The 24,693-nt window shown below is 59.3% G+C and carries 25 protein-coding genes; 12 read left to right on the top strand and 13 right to left on the bottom strand.

Translation table 11 applies throughout. The features are described from left to right. Window positions 1–98: 98 nt before the first annotated feature. The 3 genes from RGR602_RS34355 to RGR602_RS34345 are packed head-to-tail and all read left to right on the top strand — an operon-like array spanning window position 99 to window position 3,210. A complete protein-coding gene (locus RGR602_RS34355) occupies window positions 99–1,214 on the top strand; it encodes a GntR family transcriptional regulator (protein ID WP_052451900.1) in 1,116 nt (371 codons plus the stop codon). Between the two features lie 22 nt (window positions 1,215–1,236). Then, a complete protein-coding gene (locus tag RGR602_RS34350; protein WP_040116332.1) occupies window positions 1,237–1,695 on the top strand; it encodes a tripartite tricarboxylate transporter TctB family protein in 459 nt (152 codons plus the stop codon). 12 nt (window positions 1,696–1,707) lie between these two features. Next, the gene (locus RGR602_RS34345; protein WP_040116331.1) at window positions 1,708–3,210 is read left to right on the top strand and encodes a tripartite tricarboxylate transporter permease; all 1,503 of its coding nucleotides are present in this window, start codon (window positions 1,708–1,710) and stop codon (window positions 3,208–3,210) included. Between the two features lie 414 nt (window positions 3,211–3,624). Here the strand turns inward: RGR602_RS34345 and RGR602_RS34340 are convergent, their stop codons facing one another. From RGR602_RS34340 to RGR602_RS34315, 6 genes are all read right to left on the bottom strand, one after another. Next, a complete protein-coding gene (locus RGR602_RS34340) occupies window positions 3,625–4,041 on the bottom strand; it encodes a DoxX family protein (RefSeq protein ID WP_040116330.1) in 417 nt (138 codons plus the stop codon). Window positions 4,042–4,176: 135 nt separating this feature from the next. Further along, window positions 4,177–5,409: an ABC transporter substrate-binding protein gene (locus tag RGR602_RS34335; RefSeq protein ID WP_040116741.1), complete on the bottom strand. Its 1,233-nt coding sequence runs from the start codon at window positions 5,407–5,409 to the stop codon at window positions 4,177–4,179. Between the two features lie 31 nt (window positions 5,410–5,440). Beyond that, on the bottom strand, window positions 5,441–6,340 hold the full coding sequence (locus tag RGR602_RS34330; RefSeq protein WP_223844106.1) for a branched-chain amino acid ABC transporter permease: 900 nt from the start codon (window positions 6,338–6,340) through the stop codon (window positions 5,441–5,443). A gap of 56 nt (window positions 6,341–6,396) precedes the next feature. Next, on the bottom strand, window positions 6,397–7,278 hold the full coding sequence (locus RGR602_RS34325) for a branched-chain amino acid ABC transporter permease (RefSeq protein ID WP_040116328.1): 882 nt from the start codon (window positions 7,276–7,278) through the stop codon (window positions 6,397–6,399). Continuing rightward, window positions 7,278–7,991, bottom strand: coding sequence for an ABC transporter ATP-binding protein (locus RGR602_RS34320; RefSeq protein ID WP_040116327.1), 714 nt, complete (start codon window positions 7,989–7,991; stop codon window positions 7,278–7,280). Before RGR602_RS34320 ends, RGR602_RS34325 begins: the two co-directional genes overlap by 1 nt. Further along, window positions 7,988–8,779, bottom strand: a complete 792-nt coding sequence (locus RGR602_RS34315) for an ABC transporter ATP-binding protein (RefSeq protein ID WP_040116326.1) — start codon at window positions 8,777–8,779, stop codon at window positions 7,988–7,990. Before RGR602_RS34315 ends, RGR602_RS34320 begins: the two co-directional genes overlap by 4 nt. A 224-nt stretch (window positions 8,780–9,003) precedes the next feature. Between RGR602_RS34315 and RGR602_RS34310 the strand changes: the two genes are divergently transcribed. The 7 genes from RGR602_RS34310 to RGR602_RS34280 are packed head-to-tail and all read left to right on the top strand — an operon-like array spanning window position 9,004 to window position 15,017. Then, window positions 9,004–10,194, top strand: a complete 1,191-nt coding sequence (locus RGR602_RS34310; RefSeq protein ID WP_040116325.1) for a cytochrome P450 — start codon at window positions 9,004–9,006, stop codon at window positions 10,192–10,194. Then, window positions 10,194–11,219, top strand: coding sequence for an amidohydrolase family protein (locus tag RGR602_RS34305; RefSeq protein WP_040116324.1), 1,026 nt, complete (start codon window positions 10,194–10,196; stop codon window positions 11,217–11,219). The genes RGR602_RS34310 and RGR602_RS34305 overlap by 1 nt, the downstream gene beginning before the upstream one ends. Before the next feature lie 28 nt (window positions 11,220–11,247). Further along, window positions 11,248–12,162, top strand: coding sequence for an ABC transporter substrate-binding protein (locus RGR602_RS34300; protein WP_040116323.1), 915 nt, complete (start codon window positions 11,248–11,250; stop codon window positions 12,160–12,162). Window positions 12,163–12,207: 45 nt separating this feature from the next. After that, window positions 12,208–12,876: a 4-carboxy-4-hydroxy-2-oxoadipate aldolase/oxaloacetate decarboxylase gene (locus tag RGR602_RS34295; RefSeq protein ID WP_040116322.1), complete on the top strand. Its 669-nt coding sequence runs from the start codon at window positions 12,208–12,210 to the stop codon at window positions 12,874–12,876. After that, the gene (locus RGR602_RS34290; RefSeq protein ID WP_040116321.1) at window positions 12,869–13,423 is read left to right on the top strand and encodes a cupin domain-containing protein; all 555 of its coding nucleotides are present in this window, start codon (window positions 12,869–12,871) and stop codon (window positions 13,421–13,423) included. Before RGR602_RS34295 ends, RGR602_RS34290 begins: the two co-directional genes overlap by 8 nt. A 1-nt stretch (window position 13,424) precedes the next feature. Beyond that, entirely contained in the window at window positions 13,425–14,666 is a 1,242-nt protein-coding gene (locus RGR602_RS34285) for an NAD(P)/FAD-dependent oxidoreductase (protein ID WP_040116320.1), read from the top strand. A 30-nt stretch (window positions 14,667–14,696) separates the two neighbouring features. Then, complete coding sequence (locus tag RGR602_RS34280) at window positions 14,697–15,017, top strand: 2Fe-2S iron-sulfur cluster-binding protein (RefSeq protein WP_040116319.1); 321 nt, start codon at window positions 14,697–14,699, stop codon at window positions 15,015–15,017. Between the two features lie 690 nt (window positions 15,018–15,707). On the opposite strand, the gene RGR602_RS34270 is transcribed toward RGR602_RS34280, so the two are convergent. From RGR602_RS34270 to RGR602_RS34240, 7 genes are all read right to left on the bottom strand, one after another. Then, on the bottom strand, window positions 15,708–17,081 hold the full coding sequence (locus RGR602_RS34270) for an NAD(P)(+) transhydrogenase (Re/Si-specific) subunit beta (RefSeq protein ID WP_040116317.1): 1,374 nt from the start codon (window positions 17,079–17,081) through the stop codon (window positions 15,708–15,710). A gap of 22 nt (window positions 17,082–17,103) precedes the next feature. Continuing rightward, window positions 17,104–18,678 carry a Re/Si-specific NAD(P)(+) transhydrogenase subunit alpha gene (locus RGR602_RS34265; protein WP_040116316.1) on the bottom strand — a complete coding sequence of 525 codons (1,575 nt, stop codon included), beginning with the start codon at window positions 18,676–18,678 and terminating at the stop codon, window positions 17,104–17,106. A 110-nt stretch (window positions 18,679–18,788) separates the two neighbouring features. Then, window positions 18,789–19,916: an S-(hydroxymethyl)glutathione dehydrogenase/class III alcohol dehydrogenase gene (locus tag RGR602_RS34260; RefSeq protein ID WP_040116315.1), complete on the bottom strand. Its 1,128-nt coding sequence runs from the start codon at window positions 19,914–19,916 to the stop codon at window positions 18,789–18,791. Window positions 19,917–20,301: 385 nt separating this feature from the next. Next, on the bottom strand, window positions 20,302–20,886 hold the full coding sequence (locus tag RGR602_RS34255; RefSeq protein WP_040116314.1) for a YceI family protein: 585 nt from the start codon (window positions 20,884–20,886) through the stop codon (window positions 20,302–20,304). Between the two features lie 19 nt (window positions 20,887–20,905). Then, window positions 20,906–21,760, bottom strand: a complete 855-nt coding sequence (locus RGR602_RS34250) for a hypothetical protein (RefSeq protein ID WP_040116313.1) — start codon at window positions 21,758–21,760, stop codon at window positions 20,906–20,908. Between the two features lie 374 nt (window positions 21,761–22,134). Continuing rightward, window positions 22,135–22,752, bottom strand: coding sequence for a TetR/AcrR family transcriptional regulator (locus tag RGR602_RS34245; protein WP_052451899.1), 618 nt, complete (start codon window positions 22,750–22,752; stop codon window positions 22,135–22,137). A 55-nt stretch (window positions 22,753–22,807) separates the two neighbouring features. Further along, on the bottom strand, window positions 22,808–23,158 hold the full coding sequence (locus RGR602_RS34240) for a DoxX family protein (RefSeq protein ID WP_040116312.1): 351 nt from the start codon (window positions 23,156–23,158) through the stop codon (window positions 22,808–22,810). Window positions 23,159–23,299: 141 nt separating this feature from the next. Here RGR602_RS34240 and RGR602_RS34235 point away from each other — a divergent pair, with 141 nt between their 5' ends. Further along, window positions 23,300–24,406 carry an alcohol dehydrogenase catalytic domain-containing protein gene (locus RGR602_RS34235; protein ID WP_040116311.1) on the top strand — a complete coding sequence of 369 codons (1,107 nt, stop codon included), beginning with the start codon at window positions 23,300–23,302 and terminating at the stop codon, window positions 24,404–24,406. Window positions 24,407–24,416: 10 nt separating this feature from the next. Then, window positions 24,417–24,692, top strand: a complete 276-nt coding sequence (locus RGR602_RS34230) for a DUF3861 domain-containing protein (RefSeq protein WP_040116310.1) — start codon at window positions 24,417–24,419, stop codon at window positions 24,690–24,692. Window position 24,693 lies beyond the last annotated feature (1 nt).

Here is a 24,693-nt window from a genome sequence, read left to right as displayed (position 1 = left end):
CCTCGCAATGTTATGTACAGCAGGCTTGATGGCAGCTCAAGCGGCAGAGTTAAAATAATTCTTGCCGAATTGTATTATATTGTAATAGGAGTCGTTGCATGGGAGAGACCAGTAAATTACAGTCCTATCTGAGATCCGTCGCCTTGGCGGCGGAGGAGGGAGATCGCTTGCCCACCGTGCGGCAATTGATGCGCGACTTTTCGCTTAGCCAGCAAGTCGTCCAACGCGCGGTCAACGATCTGAAAGCAGAAGGGCTTGTCGATGCCCATGTCGGTCGCGGAACTTTTTTCACAAAGAGCAAGCAATCTGACGTGGGCGTATCTGTGCCGAGCCCGTCCAGCAAAAAGCATGATAACGCGCCTCGCAGCGTCATCATGCTTCGCCGATCCTCCAGTAATCTGCGCGGCAGGGTGGTCCTTGAATCTTTGCAAGATCGCTTAAACAGTGATGGGCATGTCACGCTCGAAGTCGGATATTCCGATCCCGAACATGCCAAACAGGTACTCCACACGCTTCCCCGTTTTGATGCTTGCATCGTCCAGAACTCTTTCGACATCATGCCTGTCGACATGATCTCTGCCATCCGTCGCAAAACCGATACGATAATCGTCGACGGCGCCTGGTTGGTCGGAACGGATATAGACGCCGTCGGCTTTGAATGGGGACAATCCGTTGAAACTGCCGTGCGCCGTTTGGTGAGTTCAGGGCACGACTGCATCCACTACATCACCACCGCAAGCTTTTTCCTTGCGAACGAGATGGGCCTCCATCGGTGGCGCAATCTTCGCGAGACCGTCGAACTCGCAGATGTCATCCGGCCTGAAATCAAAATCCCCAAGCTGCCCGCCAAAGACTACGAGGAGGCGGCCGTTGCTGCGCTCGTTTCGGGGATCTCTGAAAGCCCGAACTCCCAAGCCCCGGCGGTCGTCGTCTGGGGCGTCGAAGACGGCGCTCGGTTCAAGAATCTTCTGGAACAAGAAGGGCTCGCAATCCCTGCCGATCTTTCGGTGATCTTGCTGGGGCGCACCGACCTCGATCCGGAGGCGGGAGGCTTCTTTCATATGGTCGGCTACACCACCGCTGACCAGGTTGATGGCGTATACGGCCGTCTGATTGAGCGCTGGCAGAAGCGAAAGGAGCCTTACGGGCTGCGGCTGCTTCCCATGAGAGAGCGAGAAGGCCTGTCAATCGGCGGCCCCCGCTCGAGAGAGTAACTCACTATCTGGAGGATGACGGATGATCCGCATACGGGGAGAAAAGGACCTTGGGATAGGGGTAATCTACCTCACCCTTGGACTGGTCGGTTTTGCCGTCGCCCGAAACTACAGTTTCGGCACGGCTGGCGGCATGGGGCCGGGGTATTTCCCGACGATCATTTCGTCGCTCTTGATCATCTTCGGCCTCGTCACGATCGCCAAAGGCTTCGTGCGCGATGGCGAGCGGATCGGCACGATCAATTGGAAAGCTCTGACACTCGTCACGCTTTCTGCATGTGCGTTCGGCTTCCTGCTGGAGACCACCGGTTTGGCTGCCGCATTGACCGCTCTGATACTCATCAGTGCGGCTGCAAGTGAAAGGTTTCGCTTCGAGATCCGACCACTCATCGGTCTCGTAGCGCTCAACATTTTCTGCCTGGCCGTCTTTGTCGAGGGGCTGGGACTTCCTATGCCGATCATCGGCGAATGGTTTAAGTAGGGGCCTTGAAACATGGACATATTCGCAAACCTCTGGCTCGGCCTCTCAATCGCTGGCACGTTCTATAACCTGTTCTATTGCCTGGTCGGCGTATTCCTGGGAACTGCAATTGGCGTACTGCCCGGTCTCGGTCCGGTGGCGACGATAGCCATGTTGCTCCCGATTACGTTCGGGCTTCCCCCTGAATCTTCGCTCATCATGTTGGCCGGAATCTATTACGGGGCACAGTACGGCGGTTCGACAACTGCTATTCTTGTGAACCTGCCTGGGGAGCCATCCTCAGTCGTGACAGCCCTCGATGGTTACCAAATGGCCCGCCAAGGTCACGCCGGTCGGGCGCTATCGACGGCCGCCATCGGATCATTTATCGCGGGAACCATCTCTACCATCCTGATCGCGGTCTTTGCCCCGGCGCTCGCGGCGGTTGCCTTGCAGTTCGGTCCCGCCGAGTATTTCTCGCTGATGGTTCTGGGTCTGATCGCCTCGATTGTGATGGCATCCGGGCAGCTTCTGCACGCTCTCGGCATGATCCTTGTGGGACTGCTGCTTGGGATGGTCGGAACCGATGTCAATTCCGCGGTGCCACGATACACGTTCGGAATGACCTCGGTAGCCGACGGCCTGAATTTCGTCGTTATAGCCATGGGTGTTTTCGGACTTGGCGAGATCATTGCTAACCTGGAAGACGAGACCGATCGTTCAGTCGTGACCAAAAAAGTGACCGGCCTCATGCCAACTAAAGAGGATTGGGGGCGCATTATCGCGCCCATCCTTCGCGGAACGGCTCTAGGATCTCTGCTTGGGATCCTTCCGGGTGGCGGCGCGGCTCTTGCCTCGTTTGGCTCCTATGCTCTTGAAAAGAAGATGTCGAAGCATCCAGAGCAATTCGGCAAGGGGGCGATCGAAGGCGTCGCTGGTCCGGAGTCCGCCAATAACGCGGGCGCTCAGACCTCTTTCATTCCAATGCTGACGCTTGGACTCCCTTCGAACGCCGTGATGGCGTTGATGATCGGCGCCATGATTATTCAAGGTATCCAGCCCGGACCTTCGGTCATGACTGACCAGCCGGAACTGTTCTGGGGGCTGATTGCCTCGATGTGGATTGGCAATCTCATGTTGCTGGTGCTCAACCTGCCACTGATTGGACTTTGGGTCCGGATGATCGCTATTCCGTACCATTTTCTGTTTCCGATCATCATCCTGTTCTGTACGATCGGGGTGTTCAGCGTCAACAACAACGTCTTCGACGTCTATGGAATGGCTCTGTTCGGTGTGGCTGGCTACATCTTCCGACGGCTCGATGCGGAGCCGGCACCGATGTTGCTGGCGTTCATCCTTGGGCCGATGATGGAGGAATTCCTGCGTCGAGCCCTTCTGTTTTCGAAGGGCGACGCGACGGTACTCGTGACCAGGCCTGTGAGCGCTGGGTTGCTTTTCGTCGCTGCCGTTCTCCTGTCCGCCGTGCTGCTCCCAGCCATCCGCCGGGGCCGCAAGGTAGCGTTCCAAGAAGATTGAATGCAGGTTTCTACCTGTTTGCAGACGAGCCGGCGAAGTTCCAGAACTCGGCGCCGCTGTAGCCGTTAGAATTTACGCTGGTATTCGGCTAAGTCTAACAATGGGACGTCACCAAGCCATGTAGGGAGAGCGATGGGCGACACCGCTCCATCTCCCCTGCCTCAGGTCGTTAGATTGCGTCGCGGATGCGGCGGCGATTTCAGCCAACAGAAAGAGGGAGATGGCTTCTGACGGCCGAAATGAGGCCGGAGGCGCTCTTGGCCAATGTGCCGCTAAACGGCAGCTATCTCAGAACGGGGCCGCGAAGCGCGGGTTCGTAGGTTCTGATCCCATCAGGGCGGGGGGGGCGTGCCAGGCTCGTTTGCGGCTGATCGAACGGAGCCCACGGCTCCTTAGAGACGTGGGCTAAGTCGACTAGGCGCCGGCTCTTTCTCGAAAAGTGGGACGCAGCGCCAGCGCGCCATCGCCGCCGAGAACGACCGCTGCCAGGCCGACGATCCATAAGGCCGGGAATTCCCATCCGCCATTCGGATTGGTGAAGAAAAAGCCAGCTGCGCCGTGAACCGAGACGATCCCACCGAGCAGAATTGGGAGTAGTGCCAACGCGGCAAGCCGCGCATAAAGCCCTACAATAAGGGCGATCCCCCCTGCCATCTCGAGAGTCATCGTCAGATATGCGAGGGCAGGAGGCAGTCCAAGGCTTTCGAAGTATTGCGCTGTTCCGGCAGGCGTGAAGACGAAGATCTTCAGACCTCCATGGGCGAGGAACAGCAAGCCAAGTGCTAGCCGCAATATCAAGAAAGCGTAAGGGGCGGTGCGTTGATCGATCAATGGGATCTCCTGTAGATTGTGAGGGTTGAAGGGACTGCAGCTTCAGAGGACAATTCCACAGCCCGAATGCAGGCAGACCGAAGCAGGGGAAGGGCAGGGCGCCGGTGTAACCGGCACCCACACGGAGCTTAACGGTTACTCGTGTGTATCTCCTTCGAAATCCAGGACGCCGCCGACCGGGACGTATTTCTGCCCATCAAACTGATAGAGCTGAAGTGCCTCGATCGGGTATAAGTCCGATTTCTCTTTGGTCGAAATCTTGATGCCGTCGAAAAGCAACGGGTTCTGCCAACCGTCCATATTTTGGACGACGTTCATCAGTTCCTCCCGAGTCGGTTCTTTAAGCTTTTCAAGCGACTGAATAAGCGCATCACCGATAGCGTAGCCGGTCTGGCCGATGGTGTTGGCGAAGACGAAGTTTACTTTGGCCGCCTTGATGGCATCGAGATAGCGATCGACGCCTTCATCACCGGACTTCTGGTCGCTAATGATCGGCTTCAGAAAGTCCGAGGTGATGATGCCTTTTGCGTTTTCCAGGCCAACGGACTGGAGTACCGGATAGGCAGACGAAAGATTGGTCACCAGGGTCAACGGTTTCCAGCCGCTCTCGGACTGGAAGCGGATGGCCTCGCCGCCCTGGCGAGGAGCGGCGATGACAATCAGCGTATCGGCGCCAGATGCCTTCAGCGTGTTGAGCTGAGTCTCGACTGTCGGATCCTGGGACGTCACGGGTTGACGTTCGAGCACCTTGATCGTCGAATCCTCGATCGCGCGGTCGAAGGCCTTCATGAAGGTTTGGCCCGTTTCCGTATTCAGATACAAAAAGGCGACCTTGGCGTCGGGCTTGTTGTTTTCGAGATACTTGGCGAACGCATCCGCTTCGGTCGAGAACGATGGCACAAAGCCAACCTCCCACTCGGGAGCGTTCAAGGAGACAACCCCGGAATACATGAAGACGTTCGGAACCTTCTTCTGGGTGATGTAACGTCCGATTGCGAGGTTGTTCGGGGTGGCAGCCGTGCCGACCAAGGCGAAGACCTTGTCTTTTTCCACCATCTTGCGGACATTCGCCAATGTGCGCTGCGGATCAAGGCCATCGTCCTCGATGACGAGTTCGATCTTGCGTGTCTTGCCGTCGCCCATCTTGACGCCGCCTTCGGCGTTGCCCTGCTCGATACGCGCCCGAATGCCTTCAGCGACACCCCCGACGACTGCGACCGGACCCGTGAGTGGTCCTGTCACACCAATCTTGATCGTGTCGTCGGTGATGCCTGGCGACGGTTCCGCGGCGCCTGCGTGGGAGGCTGCGAGCAACGCGGCCGCGCCCAGCTGCATCTTACATCCCTTCAGTATAGAGATCAGTCTCATTTCAATTCCTCCCAGTTCGATGGCGGGCATTTCAGCCGGCCGCCCTCCGAAAAATCACCGAAAGCCATTTTTCGATGAAACCAGTCACCCCGTTGCGTGCGACCATCATGATGAGGATCAGCGCGAGGCCGTAAATCAGATTGCCGAGGCTCAGGTTGATGTCGGATGCCCAACTCGGAACGAACACCATGAACAGGCCGCCGACGAAGGCGCCGACGATGCTGGTGACGCCGCCAACAATGCTGCCGATCACGATGTTGATCGACAGGATCGCCAGGAAAGACTCCGGGCTGATGAAGCCGCTGACGATCGCGAACACCCCACCGCCCAGTCCCGCGAGCGCCGAGCTGACCGCGAATGCCCACAGTCGAGCACGCGTCAGGTTCACACCGAGCGCTTGGGCAATCTGAGGGTTGTCGCGCTGCGCCCTGAGAGCGCGGCCGACATCGCCGGACAGCATTCGGGAGACAAGCAAGGCACCGACACCAGCGCAGGCCAGCGAGATGAGGTAAAGCCACAGCTCCGGGGCATCCGCCATGACATCAGGCATTTCAGGCGCGTCGATGGGAAGCCCGGACACGCCTCCGGTCAGGCCTCCCATCTTGAGCAGCAGTTGTGGAAAAGCTGCTGCGATCCCGAACGTAACAATGGCCAGCTGCAGACCCTGGAGCCTGAGCGCCGGAAGGCCGATGACCAGGCCGACTGCGGCGGCGACTGCAGCCGCGACCGGTAACGTAGCCAGCGGGGAGACGCCGTAGGTGGCGTTCAGGATCGCGGTAACATAGGCTCCGACACCGAACAACGTCCCTTGGGCAAGGCAAATCTGCCCGGCATATCCCATCAGCAGGTTCAGACCGAGGATCGCGATGGCATAGGCGATCGCTATGGCCACTTCCTGGAGAGCGTAGGCGGGGGCGGAGACCGGGATCAATATCGCGACGATCGCGAAGAGACCGAACTTGATCGCGGTTGAGAGGAAGACGTCTCTCATAGTTTTGTCACCTTGTAGGAGCCGAACAGGCCGACGGGCTTGACGAGCAGGATGATCAACGTCAGCGCGATCGGGACCGCGATACGCATGTCGGCTCCGATGAACGAAAGGTAACTTGCACCCAGGCTCTCGGCGACGCCAACCGCAAGGCCGCCGACGATGGCGCCCAGCGGACTGTCCCAGCCGCCAAGGGTCGCGGCCGCCAGGCCATAAAAGAGGATTGGCGTCATCATCGTCGGGCTTAGAAACAGGCGGGGTGCGATTAGAATCGCAGCGAGTGCACCGATGACGGCCGCGAAGCCCCATCCGAGCATCAACATTCGTTCGACATTGACACCGACGAGAACGCTGCGTGTATGGTCGAATGCGGCTGCGCGCATAGACAGGCCAAGCTTGGTGAAGCGGAAGATAAAGCCCATCGCCAGAGCAATCGCCAGAAGGATCGCGAGCGTCCCGACGGCGGAGGCAAGCACGCGAACGTCGCCGATGCTAAAGCCGCCATGCGGGAAAAGGCTTGGGAAGGAGAGCTGTTCCGCCCCCCAAATCCACATGCAGGCAGCCTGGAACAATACGAGGATGCCGAGCGTGATGACGACGATTGCTTCCACAGGAGCGTCCATCATGGGTCGGATGATCAAACGGAATGTTACAATCCCGGTGGCGAATGCCGCCGCGAGACTCACAAGAACGGCGATCCAGAGCGGCACACCCCACTGCATCAGTTGCCAGGCTCCATAGGCCGAGAATGTCGCCATCTCGCCCTGGCCAAAATTGACGACGTTCGTCGCCCTGAAGATGAGGACGAGCGCCAAAGCGAGGGCGGCGTAGATAGCACCCGTGGTCAAGCCGCTGACGACGAGCTGGAAGAAGAGGCTCATCAGGCGACTCCCAGATATGATTTCTTGATGTCTTCATTGCCGATCAGGTCGCTCGCCGCGCCACTCGCGACGACCTGCCCGGCCTCTATGACAAAGGCTATGTCGGCGTATTGAAGGGTGGTATCGACGTTCTGCTCGACGACGAGCAATGTCATTCCCGCCTCTTTGTTCAGGGACTTGAAGATCGCCAGGATTTCCTGCGTGATGGACGGCGCCAGCCCGAGAGACGGCTCATCGCACATCAAGAGTCTCGGCCTAGACATCAGCGCGCGGGCCACGGCGAGCATCTGCTGTTCGCCGCCGCTGAGGTTTCCGGCGAGTTGGTTGCGCCGTTCCCGCAATCTCGGAAACGTCTCATACCAGCGTTCCTTGTCTTCCTTCACTTGCGAGCGGCTGCCCACGATGGTCGCGCCGAGTGACAAGTTTTCTTCCACGGTGAACTCGGTGAAGGTGCCGCGACCTTGCGGTATGTGCGCGACGCCGCGTGCAAGGCGCGTCTGGGCGGAGATCTCGTCGAGGGCTTTGCCGGCATAGGAAACTGAGCCCTTGAACGGCAGCAGACCCGAGACCGCGCGCAGCAGCGTCGTCTTTCCGGCTCCATTGGAACCGAGCAAGGCAACGAATTCGCCTTCGCCAACCGAGAACGAACAGTTAAACAGAGCCTGCGTCTTGCCGTAGAAAACGGACAGGTCTTTGATATCCAGAAGGGTCATGCCGCCTTCCCGAGGTAAGCGGCGATCACCGCATCGTTTGACTTGATTTCGGCAGGCGTTCCCTCGGCCAGGTTACGGCCCAGGTGGAAGACAACGATCCGGTCGCAAAGGCTCATCACCAAGCCCATGTGATGCTCGATAAGAAGGATGGAGAGATTGCGTCTGCGCCTGATCCCGTCGACGAGCTCCCCGAATTCGTGGACCTCGCCGTGGGTCAGTCCGCCGGCGGGTTCGTCGAGCAGGAGTATCTTCGGCTCCGCGGCCAGTGCCCGGGCAATTTCCATGCGCTTCTGCAAGGGATAGGGCAGCGAACCGGCCGCACGGGCGGCAAGGTCCGCCATGCCGACCTCCTCGAGCACTGCCGTTGCCTTTTCGCGAGTATACCGCTCCAGCGCCCTTACGTGGAACGGGGCGAAGATTGCCTTTCCGAAATTTCCGCCAAGTCGATGATGGGCGCCTAGCATGACGTTTTCGAGGACCGTCATCGATGCATAGATGCCCAGATTCTGGAACGTCCGTGCGACGCCCATTCCAATCATGTCGCGCGTTTCCACGCCTTCGAGCGGCTGGCCGTCGAGCATGATCGATCCAGTTGCGTAGTTTACGAGGCGGGTTGCCGCGTTGAGAAAGGTCGATTTTCCGGCGCCGTTGGGCCCGATCAGACCACAGATTTCACCCCGCCTTACGGAAAGCGACACGTCTGTCAGCGCTTTTACGCCGCCAAACTGCACGGACACATCCCGCGCCTGGAGCACCGGGCGCACCTCTTCGATGCTGCTGTCGTTCACTGAATTCCTCCCTTCCGAAGCGGCTTCTCCTTTGTCCGTCAATTTCTGTTGTTGACAGCCAACCCCGCTTTAGATACCAATACGTATTCGAAGACGTTGCGGTATGTCAAGTCTCAATCTTATTCGATTGCTTCCCCGAAACGTCTAGAGATGCGTGCCCCCGGCTGGAGACCGGCGGCGAGATTGGCGACAACTCCCTAAGCGGGAGTGCTGGGAGGAAATCGATGACGGGATCACACACCGAACTGACGGGCGAAAACCTCTACCGGGATCCGTATCCCGTCTATTCGCGTCTGCGCTCAGAGCAGCCCGTGGCATTCTTTGAAGGAACGAAGGAATATTTCATCACGCGGTTCGACGACTGCCGAACCGTCGGCGGCAACGACAAGGTGTTTGGACCGTCAGGATCGACAGACCGCCCGGAAGCCCGCGTGATGGGCATGCCGAACGTCCTGACCATGTCCGGCGAGGACCATCAATGCCTTCGCGAAGGCATTGATCAGAACCTTACGCAGGAGCGCGTGCGCTCTTTCGTTGAGGGTCTGACACGGCCGGTCGTGCAGCGTTATATCGACTCCATCAAGAAGAATGGAGAAGCGAACCTCACTGTCGAACTCTTTGAACCGATCTCGGTGCGCTGCATCGGCGACGTCATCGGTCTGACGGAGACTCCCAACGAGACCCTCGTCGAGTGGTTTCACGCCATGGCGCTCGGCTTGCAGAATGTCAGCAATGACGCGGCAATCTGGAAGCGGCTCGATGATGCGCTTGCAGAAATCGACAGGCAGATGGGCGATCTTTATCAAGCCTGCCTCACCAAGCCCAACAATTCCCTTCTCAGCCACGTCATGTATGGCGGCATGCAAAAGGGCGAGGTCCGCAGCTGGGAAGAAATTTCGCCAACCATGCGCGTCATCATCCTCGGCGGCCTGCAGGAGCCGGGCCACGCCGCGGCTAATGCCTGCGCGGGTCTTCTTTCAAGTTCCGATCAAGCGAAGATCATGGCCGAGCAGCCGCAGGAAAATGCGATGCGCGCCTTCGATGAGGGCCTGCGCTGGATCGCTCCGATCGGCGTAACGCCACGCGTCGCCAGAGAGGACTTTGAGATCGCGGGGACTGTCATTCCGCAGGGAGCGTCGGTGGCGATCGTCATGGGCTCCGCCAACCGCGATGCGACCCGCTTCGAAGACGCCGACAAGTTCGACATGTTCCGCAAGAAGAAGCAGCACCTGTCGTTCGGCTTCCGCCCGCATTTCTGTTCCGGCCATTTCCTGTCGAGGGCCATGGGCGAGATCGCACTGGCGGAGGTATTCCGGCAACTGCCTGAACTCCGGCTTGACCCCTCGCGCGAGATGAAGGGCAAGGGTTGGCGGTTCCGCGGCATCTCCGATCTGCCCGCGAAGTGGAACGCATAATGTCGCTCATCATCGACTGCCACGGCCACTTCACCACGGAACCGCCGGAGCATCATGCCTTCCGAACGGCGCAGGTCGCTTATGCGGAAGGCAAATCCTTAGAGCAGCCCATCTATCCTGCCATCCCGGACAAGCAGCTCCATGACATCATCGAGGCAAACCAGCTGAAGATACAGCGCGAGCGCGGTTCGCATGTGACGCTCTTAAGCCCGCGCGCCTCCGGCATGGGCCACCACGTTCCAGGTCTGGCAGTGGCCAAGGACTGGTCGCGTCTGTCGAACGACAATGTCGGCCGGATCGTCGACATGTTCCCCGACAACTTTGCTGCCGTCTGCCAGCTTCCGCAGACCGTCGACGGCGACCTTTCTGCGGTCATCGACGAGTTGCAGCGATGCGTCGAAAACGGCTTCGTCGGCTGTAATCTCAATCCCGATCCCTCGGGCGGACGGTGGAGCGCCCCTCCGATCTACGATCCGTGGTGGGACCCGATGTGGGAGGCCATGGTCGCCCTCCAGGTTCCCGCGATGATCCACGTGTCAAGCTCCTGCGAACGCTGCCTTCACATGACGGGAGCGCATTACATCAACGCCGACACCGCGGTATTCATGCAGCTCATCCAGGGAGATCTGTTCGAGCGTCACCCGGAGCTCAAGCTGATCATCCCGCACGGCGGCGGGGCTGCCCCTTACCATTGGGGCCGTTACCGCGGACTGTCGATCATGCTCGAAAAGCCCAGCCTCGACACGCATCTGATGAACAACCTGTTCTTCGACACCTGCGTCTACCATCAGGCAGGCATCGACACGCTATTCAACGTCGTCGACGTCAAAAACATCCTCTTCGGCTCGGAGCTGCTCGGCGCGGTCAAGGCGATCGATCCCGAGACCGGGCATCCGTTCGACGATACCAAGAGATACATCGATCAGCTCGCGCTCGACGACGACCAAAGACATGCGGTCTTCGAAGGAAACGCGCGGCGAGTCTACCCGCTGTTGGACAAGAGACTACGCGAGCGCGGCCTTTGAAGCCTCGCAACTATCAGGGAGAAATCAAATGGCTTCGAGCCAACATCTGAGCCTCGCGGGCGGGGCGCAAGGGTTCAACTGGCTACCGATCTTCGTCGCCGAAGAACTCGGCATTTTTGCCAAACATGGGCTGTCCATCGAATACAAAAAGATGGGTACCGTCGACAAGGCGACCAGTGCCGTACTCGAGGGTGAAGCAGACCTCGCCATCACGCCGCCGGAAGGCGCGGTCGCCGACTTCGTCAAGGGCGGCGAATTGCGTGTGATCGCTTCGAACTCGAACCGCCTGCCGATGTCGCTCGTCGCGCAGCCTTCGATCAAGTCGATCAAGGACCTCAATGGCAAGAAGGTCGGTACGTCGTCGCTCACCGAAGGCACCGCGATCTATACGCAGATGCTGCTCGCCAGGGATGGGCTGCATTATCCAGGAGACTATGAATTCGAACTCGCCGGCATCCACACCAAGCGCTGGGAAGCACTCCAGGCAGGAGAGATCGACTGCGCGCCGCAGCCGGCACCCTGGAATTTCCTGGCCGAGCGGGACGGCTTCAACCTGATCGGCGAGATCAACGACGTCATCCCTGAAATCGTCTTCGCCGCCGTTATCGGCCGCAAGAGCTGGCTTGATGGCAACCGCGACATCGTTATCCGTTTCCTGCGGGCGCTCATCGATGCCTATGCGATCACCAACGATCCCAGTCGAGAAGATGTCACGCTTCCGATTTTCCAGCGGATCACCACGAAGGACGACGCCGATCTTGCGACACATGGCCTTCGCTATATGCGCGACATGGGTATGTGGCCGAGTGACCTGGCCATTCCACAAGCTGCGATGGACACCACCATCGACCTTATGATCCGCGCGAACCTGCTTGACGAAGCCGCCAGGCCTCTAGCGGGGGACGTGTTCGATCGCGGTCTCCTCGAAGCTGCATCCAGCTAAGCGATCTGTTGAGGCGCGTTCCATGGTCACACCAGGAGATTTTCGATGAAAGTAATGACAAAGACCCCGCGGACTGACCGCGAAATATGTGAGGCGCTGGGTAAGCTCGGCGTCGCCACGGTTCATGAAGCTCAGGGACGGAAAGGGCTGCTGGCGCCGCACCTGCGTCCGGTAATCGACGGCGCGCGCATCGGTGGCACGGCGCTGACCTGCGAGGTTCCGCCCGGCGACAACTGGATGATTCATGTGGCGCTCGAGATGGCCCAGCCGGGGGACATCCTGGTTGTCGCACCGACCTCACCATGCACCGACGGCTATTTCGGCGACCTGCTCGCCACCTCTTGCAAGGCTCGAGGAATTCTAGGTCTGGTGACCGACGCCGGCGTCCGAGATGTGGCTGACCTGCGCGCGATGAAGTTCCCGGTATGGGCCAAGGCCATATCGGCGCAGGGCACCGTCAAGGAAACGTTGGCGAACGTCCAGGTGCCCGTGGTCTGCGCCGGAGCATACATCGAACCCGGCGACGTCATCGTCGCCGACGACGACGGTGTCTGCGTCGTCAAACGCGGCGAGGCAGCTCAGGTGCTTGAGAAGGCCCGCAAGCGACAGCAGATGGAAGACGAAAAGCGCGGCCTTTACGAGTCCGGCAAGCTCAGCCTCGACATCAACAACATGCGTGTGCAGCTCGAGGCGAAAGGCCTGATCTATGAATAGGGCTACTGAACTGCGCATTCCTCGCCGCGTCGTCACCGGCATCAGGAACGGCAAGTCGGTGTTTGTCAGCGATGGCCCGACGCCCAACGCCCACGCCTACGATTCTGTGCCGGGACATTTGACCTCGGTTCTTTACGCCACCGGCGCGAAACCCGCCCTGCCGCAGGACCATGCGGAGCAGGCACCGCCGCAAATGCTGATCACGCCTGAGCACGGCGCGACGAAACTCATGATCGTCGTCTTCCCGCCGGATTCGGTATTTGCGACCGTCGATCCAGCCTCCGCGTTCGAGGAGCAGGCCGTCCACATCCCCGGCCTGATTCAGGCATTCGAGCCTGACGCACCGGGCATGCACACCACCGACACAGTCGACTACGACATAGTTCTCGACGGCGAGGTCTGGCTCGAGCTCGACGACGGCGCTGAAACCTTGCTGAAGCAGGGCGACGTCGTGGTCCAGTGTGGCACCCGCCACGCCTGGCGCAACAAGGGCGACAAGCCTGCCACGATGTGCTTCGTCCTCATCGGTGCCGAAAGAAGGTCGTGACATGACACCGGACAACCTCACCCGATCTTTCGACTGCGTGATCGTCGGCGCCGGACATGGCGGTTCGCAGACGGCGGCCGCACTCAGGCAGTCCGGCTTTACGGGAAGCATCGCGCTGATTGGCGCTGAACCGGAAATTCCCTACGACCGCCCCTCGCTTTCGAAGGACTACCTGGCCGGCAAGAAGACGTTCGACAGAATGCATCTGCGCCCGCAGGATTTCTGGGGTGCGCGTGAGGTTGAATTGTTGCTTGGCCGGCATGTGAGCGCGGTCGATCCCACGGCCCGCACCGTGATGACCGATCGCGGCGAGTATTTCTCCTACGGCCAGATGGTCTGGGCCGCCGGCGGCGATCCGCGGAAGCTATCCTGTCCCGGCAGCGACATGGCAGGAATTTTCTATATCCGCAGCAAGGCGGATTGCGACGCCCTGATCAACGTGCTTCCGGACGCCCAGAGGATCGTGATCATTGGCGGCGGTTACGTCGGCCTGGAAGCGGCGGCAGTGTTCCGGGAGATCGGCAAGGACGTGACCCTGGTCGAGTCCCTTGACCGTGTGCTGGCCCGTGTGGCAGGGGAGCCAATATCACGCTTTTACGAAAACGAGCATCGGGCGCGCGGCGTCGACATCCGCCTCAACAGCAATGTTGCTTCTTTGGAGGGCGTGAACGGCCGCGTCTCGAATGTCATTCTTGCATCCGGGGGGAGGATTGCAGCCGACATCGTCGTCGTCGGAATCGGCATCATCCCGTCGGTCGGCCCTCTGATCGCCGCCGGAGCTGAGGGCGCAAACGGTATCGATGTCGATCCGTTTTGCCGTACGTCCTTGCCCGACATCTATTGCATCGGCGACTGCGCCCGCCTCAAAAACGGTGCGGGTATCCGCATTGAATCGGTGCAGAATGCGACCGATCAGGCGACCACCGCTGCCAAGGCTATCTGCGGTGAGCTCAGGGCATACGACGCAATGCCGTGGTTCTGGTCCAATCAGTACGACCTGAAGATGCAGACCGTTGGCCTCAATTTCGGCTTCGACAGCGTTGTCACGAGAGGTGATCCCGTCTCCCGAAGCTTCAGTGTCATCTATCTGAAAAACGGAGCAGTTCTCGCCCTCGATTGCATCAACTCACCACGCGATTACGTGCAGGGGCGAAAGCTTGTCGACAGCGCGGCGAGGATCGATCCCGCCGCTTTGGCGAACACATCGAGACAACTCAAGGAAATCGACCTCGTCACCTCGTGAGACGTCAAGGCGCAGAAAAGTGGAGGAAAAATGGCTACCATATCAGTACGAACCCGGGACGGAGAGCTCCATAGCTTCGAAGGACGGGTAGGCGCCTCGCTCATGGAGAATATCCGGAACGGTGGGTTTGATGAACTTTTGGCGATGTGCGGTGGCTGCCTGTCCTGCGCAACCTGCCACGTGTTTGTCGAGGAGCTTCCGGCGAGCGCAAGTCTACCGATTCCCTCTATAGATGAGACAGAGCTGATCGAGGGATCCGATTACCGCCAGGAGAACTCCCGGCTTTCCTGTCAGATACCGTTCGATGAGACACTCAGTGGTATCGTCATCGGAATTGCACCCGAAGACTAGAGGGAGGTCCCTTTCGGACAGAGGATGTCGCACGCTAATCTCGCAACAGCCCGGGCGGTTGAACAACGCCCGGGTAACGGACCCGGCGACAGCTGGGTGTGACTGACCCTATGCTCTCACATTCATGCTGTGACGACGGGTGCTGCCTCTGAGATATGGTAATGGGAAGGCGTCCTTTCCCCGCAATTTGCGACCGGACGACACGGCGCAATAGGCTCCAACCCTCGCCAATCAGGCACCGTGAAATAACCTCTGCAGTTTTTGCGTTCGTCGCCGACCAAAATTCCGTGTTCGCATCGCCGTCGGATTATTGCCAGTTTACGACAATTGCGGATCTGCATCGTGGTCGGTTCTAGATCTGCTCAGGCTCGAGGAGATTTCCCTCTGGATCGCGAGCATAGGCAATGAGAAATGGCTTATCCGCGGTCCCAAAGTCCGTGACTTCTCCAATTTGCGCGCCTCCCGCTGAAGCAATCAGAAGCCCCTCAAAGGGTAATGTTGGCATTTTGCTGCCGAATTGCTTGAGCTGTCGCCGCAACCGGAATGATGAATGGTGAGCCGTCCTTACGATTCTGCAATGCGGCAGTTGGATCGCTATCGGGTTCTGGCAATCCGCGCATTGCGCTCCCGTGGGGAGTGAAGCCGCCATGCGGGCAAAGCATCCCACCCTCCAGGAAAAACGAGAACGGGTCAGTTGATTATCGGCAGCAGCTTGTTGATCGAATCCTTTGCATCGCCGTAATACATTCGAGTATTTTCCTTGTAGAACAACGGGTTCTCGATGCCCGAGTAACCGGTGCCTTGGCCACGCTTGGAAACAAACACCTGCTTGGCTTTCCACACTTCCAGAACCGGCATGCCGGCGATCGGCGAATTCGGATCTTCCTGTGCGGCCGGATTGACGATGTCGTTGGAACCGATGACGATGACGACATCCGTATTCGGAAAATCGTTGTTGATTTCGTCCATTTCCAACACGATGTCGTAGGGCACCTTTGCCTCGGCCAGAAGCACGTTCATGTGGCCGGGCAGGCGGCCAGCAACCGGATGAATGGCGAAGCGTACGTCCTTGCCGGTTGCACGCAGCTTCCGGGTAAGCTCGGAGACTGCACTCTGCGCCTGTGCGACCGCCATCCCGTAGCCGGGCACGATGATGACTGAATCGGCATCGTTAAGGGCGGCGGCAGCGCCTTCGGCGTCAATCGCAACTTGTTCGCCCTCGACAGCCATCGCCGGGCCAGAGGCATTGCCGAAACCGCCGAGGATCACCGACAGGAACTGCCGGTTCATGGCTTTGCACATGATGTAGGAGAGGATTGCTCCGGAGGAGCCGACGAGGGCGCCGGTGACGATCAGAAGATCGTTTCCGAGCAGGAAGCCGGTCGCAGCCGCTGCCCAGCCCGAATAGGAGTTGAGCATGGAAACCACGACCGGCATGTCGGCCCCGCCGATCGCCATGACGAGATGCGCGCCGATGATGAAGGCAATCAACGTCATCAGATAAAGCGTCCATGAGCCGGCACCGCTCATGTAGAGCAGCAAGAGGACGAAGGAGGCTGCGACCATCGCGCCGTTGAAGGCATGGCGGCCGGGCAGGATCAGCGCTTTACCGCCGATACGGCCCGAAAGCTTGCCATAGGCGATGATCGAACCGGTGAAGGTCACGGCACCGATGAAGACTCCGAGGAAGATCTCCACCTCGTGGATGATCTGTTCGGCATGCGTCGCGAATTCATGCACCGTCATATCGGAGTTAAGGCCGATAAAGACCGCGGCGAGGCCGACGAAGGAGTGAAGGGCCGCCACGAGCTGCGGCATGCCGGTCATTTCGACACGCCGCGCCATGACCGCGCCAATGACCGCACCGAACACGAGCATGCCGATGAGCACCGTCGAAAGGCCAACGCCCGGCCCGAAGACCGTCGCAATGGCGGCGATCGCCATGCCGACGATGCCGTACCATACGGCGCGCTTGGCGCTTTCCTGGCCCGAAAGCCCGCCAAGCGCGAGGATAAAGAGAACCGAAGCCGCTATATAAGCGGCGGTCTGGATACCGATAGACATTGTAAAATCCCCCGCGCCCCGATCAGGACTTCTGGAACATGTTCAGCATGCGGCGCGTCACCATGAAGCCGCCGACGATATTGATCGTCGCGATCGCCACGGAAGTGGCCGCAAGAGCGGTCACCAACCAACCGCCCGCCGTGATCTGCAAGAGCGCGCCGATGATGATGATGCCGGAGATGGCGTTGGTGACGGCCATGAGCGGCGTATGCAGCGAGTGCGAAACGCCCCAGATCACCTGGAACCCGACGAAGCAGGCAAGTGCGAAAACGGTGAAATGGCCCATGAATGCCGGCGGCGCAAAGGCACCGATGAGGAGCATGGCCAGCCCGCCGACGATCAGAAGCCCGACCTGATTTCGCGTCGCAGCCTTGAAGCCGGCGGCCTCTGCGGCCCGCTTTTGTTCAGGAGTCAGCTCCTTGGCCTTTTCCTTGGGTTTCTGCGCCGCGATCGCCTGGATCTTGGGCGGCGGCGGCGGATAGGTAATTTCGCCCTGGAAAGCGACCGTCGCACCGCGGATCACGTCGTCTTCCATGTTGTGGACGATGACGCCATCCTTCTTAGGGGTCAGATCCGTCATCATGTGGCGGATGTTGGTCGAATAAAGCGTCGACGACTGTGCAGCCATGCGGCTTGGGAAGTCGGTATAGCCGATGACGGTGACGCCGTTGTCCGAGATGATCTTCTGGTCCGGTACGGTCAGGTCGCAATTGCCGCCGCGCTCGGCGGCAAGGTCGATGATGACCGAGCCCGGCTTCATCACGGCCACCATGTCGGCAAGCCAGAGCTTCGGCGCGTCGCGGCCGGGGATCAGCGCCGTTGTGATGACGATGTCGATGTCAGGCGCGATTTCGCGGAACTTCTTCAGTTGCGCCTCGCGGAACTCGGGCGAGGAGGGCGCGGCATAGCCGCCCATCGCAGCGCCGTCTTGCTGCTGTTCCTCGAAGTCGAGGAAGACGAATTCCGCGCCCATGGATTCGATCTGCTCGGCGACTTCCGGCCGCACGTCGAAGGCATAGGTGATAGCGCCGAGCGAAACGCTGGTGCCAACCGCGGCAAGACCGGCAACGCCCGCACCGATGACCAGGACCTTGGCCGGCGGGATCTTGCCGGCGGCCGTCACCTGGCCGGTGAAGAAGCGGCCGAAATTGTTAGCCGCCTCGATCACGGCGCGATAGCCAGCGATATTGGCCATGGAAGAGAGAGCGTCCATCTTTTGGGCGCGAGAAATGCGCGGCACCATATCCATGGCAATCACGTTGGCACCGGTCGCTTTCGCCTGGTCCAGAAGATCTTTATTCTGTGCCGGATAGAAGAGCGAGATCAGCGTCGTTCCGCTCGAAAGCCTCGCCACTTCGCTCGGTTCCGGCGGCCGCACCTTGGCGATCACGTCGGCGCTTGCAAAGAGCATTTCGGCGCTGTCGACAACCGTCACCCCGGCAGCACGGTAGGCATCGTCCGAGAAGCCCGCACGTTTGCCGGCGCCGGTTTCGATGGCGCATCGATATCCGAGTTTCTGAAGCTGTCTGGCGCTGTCGGGCGTCATTGCAACGCGCGCCTCTCCTTCGAGCCTCTCTCGAGGCGATCCTATCAGCACGTATCCCTCCTTGATTATAGAAAGTCACTTGATGTCTAAGCGACGCTTGGTGTCGGTGCGGCTGAGGCCGAACCAATGAAAACCTTCGCGTCGCAATCTGACGATTGGCCTCAATAAATCACGACGCCGCGGATGCTTTCGCCCTTGTGCATGAGTTCGAAGCCCTTGTTGATGTCTTCGAGCGGCATCGTCTGGGTGATCATCGGATCGATCTGGATCTTGCCTTGCATGTACCAGTCGACGATCTTCGGCACGTCGGTGCGGCCGCGCGCGCCGCCAAAGGCGGTGCCCATCCAGCTGCGGCCGGTGACCAGCTGGAACGGGCGGGTGGAGATTTCCTGGCCGGCACCGGCCACCCCGATGACGACCGACTTGCCCCAGCCGCGATGGCTGGCTTCCAGCGCCTGGCGCATCACCTTGGTGTTGCCGGTGCAGTCGAAGGTGTAGTCGGCGCCGCCGATCTGGTCGGCGCCACGCTTCGTCATGTTGACGAGATAGGGCACGATGTCGTCGCCGACCTCCTTGGGATTGACGAAATGCGTCATGCCAAACTTTTCGCCCCACACCTTGCGGTCATTGTTGATGTCGACACCGATGATCATGTCGGCACCGGCAAGCTTCAGGCCCTGGAGAACGTTGAGGCCGATGCCGCCGAGGCCGAAGACGATCGCCGTTGCGCCGATCTCCACCTTGGCGGTGTTGATGACGGCGCCGATGCCGGTGGTGACGCCGCAGCCGATGTAGCAGATCTTGTCGAAGGGAGCGTCCGCATTGACCTTGGCAACGGCGATCTCGGGCAGCACCGTGTAATTGGCAAAGGTCGAGCAGCCCATGTAGTGATGGATCTTGTCCTTGCCGATCGAAAAGCGGCTCGTGCCGTCCGGCATCAGCCCCTGGCCCTGGGTGGCGCGGATCGCCGTACACAGATTGGTCTTGCGCGACAGGCAGGACGGGCATTCACGGCATTCCGGCGTGTAGAGCGGAATGACGTGGTCGCCCTTCTTGACCGAAGTGACGCCCGGGCCGACATCGACGACGATGCCGGCACCCTCATGACCGAGGATTGCCGGAAACAGGCCCTCCGGATCGGCCCCAGACAGCGTGAAATCGTCCGTGTGGCAGATGCCGGTCGCCTTGACCTCGACCAGAACCTCGCCGGCCCGCGGGCCTTCCAGCTGCACGGTCATGACTTCCAGCGGTTTTCCAGCCTGAACGGCAACGGCGGCGCGAACGTCCATTTAGAATTTCCTTTCGATGAAAACCAAGCCCGCCTCGACGGAGCATTGATCAATGTCCAATGTCGGAGGAATAGGGAGCGAGGTGGAGTAGCCGCGCCCGGACAAACATAGCGGGAGCAACCGTGATCGAGTTCGCAATCGTGAAAATCGTAGCTCTCCCTCAGGTCGGCGCGGCAACTTCTTCAACACCCTCCAGCCGCACCGGCCTTCGTTAACATACCGAAACGCATCTGCATACTAAAAAGTATCTTTAGTAACGCCCGATGCACCAATCGGTCGATCACCAGATTTGGCCGGTCGCGAGCAGCCTGAGGTCCCCTCAACGGAAAAGGCGTCGCGATAATACGACGGCGCCTTTGTCGGGAGGCGACCTGACGGTCTTGTATTATCCCTGGTGTTCGCGACCTTCCACCTGGATCACGAGATCGACCTCGTCGCCGATCATGCCGAGTGCAGCCTTCATGCCGAAATCGCTGCGTTTGACTTTGGTCGTGGCGCTGAAACCGACAACGTGGCTCTTATCCCAGGGGTTCTGGCCTTCCTTGTTGAACGTGACGTCCAACGTCGTGGATTTCGTGACCCCCGCTATCGTCAGGTCTCCGACGATCTGTCCCTTGTTGCCGGTCGTCTTTTTGAACTCCTTGCCGACAAAGGTGATCTCCGGAAATTCGGTAGCATTGAGCCAGTCGGCTCCCTGAATGTCCCCATCACGCTGCTTGTTGTTCGTCGAGATCGAAGCGACGCTGACCTTGACATCGAGGCTGCTGGCGTCTGGCTTGGAAACGTCGAAATCGAACGCGCCGGAGAACTCTTGCGCGACGCCGATCACTTTCGAGAATCCCAGATGGTCGATGTAGAACGCAATGCCCGAATGGACCGGATCGATGTCGAATTTCGCAGCCCGGGCGGGCGACACTGCGCCAGCGAGCGCCGTCATCGAAAGTAGCAATGCTGCAAGTCGGTATTTCATTTTCATTCTCCTCCTGGTGTTAAACTGGAAAGCTTGATCCATAATCGACCAATGCGATGGCAAAGGCCGCGGCGGCCGGCAGTGCAGCCAAGACGACATGGATGAAAAGGCGCGGAAATGGCCGAGACAGCCCGAACATTTGGTAGACACGCTCCGAAAATGCCGGCAGCACGACGCAGAGAGCGAGAGCCGCAAGTGCGATGAGATCGGCTTTGCGTGTGATCAGCACGACGGTATCGGCAATGGCGATCATGCCGCCCAAGGCGCCGATCGACGAGGCGCCGCCAAAACGGAAGGCAGGTTTTGCGGCGTGGATGACCAGGATTCCGAAACATCCACCCGCAAACATCAGGCAGAGCTGAAACGAGGAAGACGATGCGCCCAGAAGGGCGATCGGTGCAAAGCCGAGAGCAAGTACGGCAACGATGCCGCCCCGCTTCACGTCGTCTTCTGCGCCCGTTGCCCGGCGCAAGAAAACCATCCCCATGACCGCCACTCCGGCGACGGAGGCGAGCGCCACTTCCCAGGACGCTGTCCCCAATCGCGGCGCACCGACATAGAATGCGGCCGCGACTGGCTGCAGCAGCGCGAGAAAGCGCACGGCGCGTGGGGCCGCTATCTTAGCGGCAAAACCGATCGCCGTCCCGACAGCGATCACGTAAAACACCTTGTTGACCGCACCGACAGGCGGGAATGTCGGCACCTTGTTGTAGGTGAGCCAATAGGCTGCCACCAGCGCTGCGGGCATCAGGAGGTCGGTGAGACGGGCCAGGCCGTGCCAACGCATCAGGCTCGATGCTAAAACGCCGACCAGCGCCAGGGCGAGCAGGGACGCGACCAGCGCCTCCTGCGGGGAGTTGCCAAATCCAAGCATGCAGTGATTTCCGAACTGTGAGTGTTTAATGGCGCGTCGCCGACGTGTGCGACCTGCAAACCGGGCAGGTTCTTACCCTCGGGCTTACGCGCTCCGAAAGGTTGTTATCGCGATGACTTTGTCCATGATCCCCCCATAACCCGCTGCTCCTCAACAGCGGTCGCCACGTGCGGGTTAAATACTATCTAGTTTTCGAATACTAGATAGTTTCTGGATTAACGCTAGTCTTTGAAATTGACGATGTCAAGTTGCTTTGCGAAGAGACCTTTGTCTTTCGCACGCACACAAAATTTTTGGCGTAAAACCATAGGTCATGCTTAGCGCACGCGCTGGCGCCGTGCGCTTCTCACGGCATTTTGGCCCGATAATTTAGGCTAGGCAGTGGCCCGCGCGGCTGGCGTTGCCGCTCGTGAAGATCGGTACATTTCCCGCAGCACGACCCGGACCATGTCCCCGGATGCCCCGTCCTTGAGGAAGCTCGAAATACCGCCATAGGTGAGTTCAAGAACGATACCGCCGATGTAGAATGGGCTCGCCGGCGGCTGCAGAACAAGGTTCAGCTTGTCGATCAGAATCTTGCCGACACCTTCCCACTGATCCCTGAACAGTTTTACATGCCGGTCTCCAAGTGTGTGGTCATGCTGGGCCATTCGAAGAAGCTCTATCGCCAGCATGCCCCACCGGCGGTCGTCGCCGCGGTCGTTAGCCCACGCCGCCAAGACATCGATCAGTCCCATTGGGTCATCGTGTTTTCCGAGAAGCTCGGTTAGCTGAACGACGTCGCCACCCGCGTTGCCAGCAAGAAGCTGTAAGAAGATATCTTCCTTGTTGGCGAAATTCGAATAGAACGCCCCCTTCGAGTAGCCTGCCTCTTCAGCGATGCGTTCAATCGAAGCCCCGGCATAGCCGTACCGTGCCATGACTTCATAAGCGGAGGCCAAAAGCTTTTCCTTTGTTCGAGCCTGACTTTGCTCACGTGTCAGTCGTGCCATTCGCGAATCCGTTTCGTGCGTATCCAGACACCGAGGCGTACCTCAAAGGTGGTCGTCACACAAGAGCCGTTAGAAGACAAACGAGTGCCCAGAAAATCGGATACTCGGGACCCATCTTCTGCCAGCGCCAATTTTTGCCATTGATTTTCACAACTGCGTAGCCCGCGCCCAGCAATACCAACACGCCGAAAAGGGCTGCGACCCGGGGGTATATCGAGAAAACCATGCCAACGGCCGCGCACACCTCCGCAACCATTGTAAGCCCAACGAACAGCTTCCCAGGCCTAAAGCCAGCCGCTTCAAATGTTCCGCCAGCCTTCTCGTAGTGCAGTCCCTTGCCGATGAGATGAGGAATAAACCAGGCGCCGCAGAGAATGCGGAGCCAGTCAATCAATACGAAGTCCATGTCTCCTCCTTGAAGCGACCTTTGCCGCGTTCGCGAGGATAGTTGACAATCCCCGCTTGCTTTTTCAGATACTAAACGGTATTCACAATCCATATAGGATGTCAATACGTTGCGATCTCTGAGTTTGGGAGGGTAAAGCTTATGGAAATGATGCGTGCTGCGCGCCTGCATTCCGTTGGTCAACCGATGAGGATTGATGAAGTTGAGCGGCCGAAGGCAACAGGAAGCGACGTCGTCGTCCGCGTGAAAGCCTGCGGAATGGTTCCGAATTTGGCGAACGTCCTGGCCAACTGGGAAACCTGGTATCCGCAGATGCCACTCCCGCCGCGCCCGGCAATCCATGGCCTCGATCCCAGCGGGATCGTCCATGAGGTCGGCCCTCAGGTCGTCAACATCAAGCCTGGCGACAGGGTGTATGTGAACCCGGGTCGATTCTGCGGCACTTGCCACCATTGTTCGTCGGGCAAGCCGCAGGCCTGCGAACATTGGACCCTAGGCGGCTACTTCGGCTACAATCAGAAAAGCCTGGAGATGTTCGCGCGCTATCCTTACGGCGGCTTCGGCGAATTCATGCTCGCTCCGCAGGCGCAGGTTATCAAGATCCCCGATAGTATGAGTTTCGTTCAAGGCTCTCGCCTTGGTTATCTTGGCACCTCCTACGCCGCCCTCAAGAAATGCGGGCCGCTAATGGGCAAGACCCTGATCATTAACGGCGCGACCGGCACGCTGGGGCTCGGGGCCACGCTGTTCGCGCTGGCCATGGGCATCGCAAAGGTCTTCGCCGTCGCCAGGGGCGAGAAGCTCCTTGAGCGGCTGAAGGCGATCGCTCCCGACCGGATCGTCACCTTTTCGAATGTCAATGGATCGTCGGGAAGCTTCGTCAAAGAGCAGACCAACGGAAGCGGCGCCGACCTCATGCTCGATACGCTCGGCGCGAAAGCACCTCTCGACTCCATGCTGGACGCGATGGGCGGCGTCAAACGGGGCGGTCGCGTCGTCAACATCGGCGGAACGTCTGGACCTTTGCCTGTCGACGTCAAGTGGTGGATGGACGAGCAGATGGAACTGATCGGCTCCGTCTGGTTCACTGCCGCGGAAGGCATGGAAATCGCCGCAATGGTCGAGGCGGGCATCATCGACATGTCGGTCATGTCGCCAATGGTGTGGCCGTTGGAAAAGATCAATGAGGCGATCTCCGGCGTTGGGAAGGACGAGGGCGGGTTCACTTACTACGCCGTCGAACTGTAAGGAGGCGCCAATGGCTCACAATTACCGGGTCACGGTGGAGCGGCTGGAGGGCGACGTCCCTTCCACTGCCGACGAAGCTCTCGTTTTCCAAACCACCAATCACGACGACCTGTTCAAAATCATCTCGGCAGTTCGCCAAAAGCAGCTGCTGCCTGACGATGAGACGGCGGAGTTCACCATCGGATTGAAGCTGTTCGCAGAGGTTCTCATGAGGCACCGAGCGGATACGCCCTTCAAGGAACTGTTCCCGCATATCGGCAGCTTTATGAAGTCTCTGAAGCGCTGAA

Origin of the sequence: Rhizobium gallicum bv. gallicum R602sp (assembly GCF_000816845.1) — a bacterium.
In the GTDB taxonomy this organism is placed as follows: Bacteria; Pseudomonadota; Alphaproteobacteria; order Rhizobiales; family Rhizobiaceae; genus Rhizobium; species Rhizobium gallicum.
Note: the sequence above shows the minus strand (reverse complement) of the source record. Positions and strands in the feature narration are given on the sequence as shown.

What these genes read in the sequence shown, in the direction of transcription:
- RGR602_RS34355 (WP_052451900.1), top strand. Translation starts at nt 99, where the DNA reads ATGGGAGAGACCAGTAAATTACAGTCCTATCTGAGATCCGTCGCCTTG.
- RGR602_RS34350 (WP_040116332.1), top strand. Translation starts at nt 1,237, where the DNA reads ATGATCCGCATACGGGGAGAAAAGGACCTTGGGATAGGGGTAATCTAC.
- RGR602_RS34345 (WP_040116331.1), top strand. Translation starts at nt 1,708, where the DNA reads ATGGACATATTCGCAAACCTCTGGCTCGGCCTCTCAATCGCTGGCACG.
- RGR602_RS34335 (WP_040116741.1), bottom strand. Translation starts at nt 5,409, where the DNA reads ATGAGACTGATCTCTATACTGAAGGGATGTAAGATGCAGCTGGGCGCG.
- RGR602_RS34325 (WP_040116328.1), bottom strand. Translation starts at nt 7,278, where the DNA reads ATGAGCCTCTTCTTCCAGCTCGTCGTCAGCGGCTTGACCACGGGTGCT.
- RGR602_RS34320 (WP_040116327.1), bottom strand. Translation starts at nt 7,991, where the DNA reads ATGACCCTTCTGGATATCAAAGACCTGTCCGTTTTCTACGGCAAGACG.
- RGR602_RS34310 (WP_040116325.1), top strand. Translation starts at nt 9,004, where the DNA reads ATGACGGGATCACACACCGAACTGACGGGCGAAAACCTCTACCGGGAT.
- RGR602_RS34305 (WP_040116324.1), top strand. Translation starts at nt 10,194, where the DNA reads ATGTCGCTCATCATCGACTGCCACGGCCACTTCACCACGGAACCGCCG.
- RGR602_RS34300 (WP_040116323.1), top strand. Translation starts at nt 11,248, where the DNA reads ATGGCTTCGAGCCAACATCTGAGCCTCGCGGGCGGGGCGCAAGGGTTC.
- RGR602_RS34295 (WP_040116322.1), top strand. Translation starts at nt 12,208, where the DNA reads ATGAAAGTAATGACAAAGACCCCGCGGACTGACCGCGAAATATGTGAG.
- RGR602_RS34290 (WP_040116321.1), top strand. Translation starts at nt 12,869, where the DNA reads ATGAATAGGGCTACTGAACTGCGCATTCCTCGCCGCGTCGTCACCGGC.
- RGR602_RS34285 (WP_040116320.1), top strand. Translation starts at nt 13,425, where the DNA reads ATGACACCGGACAACCTCACCCGATCTTTCGACTGCGTGATCGTCGGC.
- RGR602_RS34280 (WP_040116319.1), top strand. Translation starts at nt 14,697, where the DNA reads ATGGCTACCATATCAGTACGAACCCGGGACGGAGAGCTCCATAGCTTC.
- RGR602_RS34270 (WP_040116317.1), bottom strand. Translation starts at nt 17,081, where the DNA reads ATGTCTATCGGTATCCAGACCGCCGCTTATATAGCGGCTTCGGTTCTC.
- RGR602_RS34260 (WP_040116315.1), bottom strand. Translation starts at nt 19,916, where the DNA reads ATGGACGTTCGCGCCGCCGTTGCCGTTCAGGCTGGAAAACCGCTGGAA.
- RGR602_RS34255 (WP_040116314.1), bottom strand. Translation starts at nt 20,886, where the DNA reads ATGAAATACCGACTTGCAGCATTGCTACTTTCGATGACGGCGCTCGCT.
- RGR602_RS34250 (WP_040116313.1), bottom strand. Translation starts at nt 21,760, where the DNA reads ATGCTTGGATTTGGCAACTCCCCGCAGGAGGCGCTGGTCGCGTCCCTG.
- RGR602_RS34245 (WP_052451899.1), bottom strand. Translation starts at nt 22,752, where the DNA reads ATGGCACGACTGACACGTGAGCAAAGTCAGGCTCGAACAAAGGAAAAG.
- RGR602_RS34240 (WP_040116312.1), bottom strand. Translation starts at nt 23,158, where the DNA reads ATGGACTTCGTATTGATTGACTGGCTCCGCATTCTCTGCGGCGCCTGG.
- RGR602_RS34235 (WP_040116311.1), top strand. Translation starts at nt 23,300, where the DNA reads ATGGAAATGATGCGTGCTGCGCGCCTGCATTCCGTTGGTCAACCGATG.
- RGR602_RS34230 (WP_040116310.1), top strand. Translation starts at nt 24,417, where the DNA reads ATGGCTCACAATTACCGGGTCACGGTGGAGCGGCTGGAGGGCGACGTC.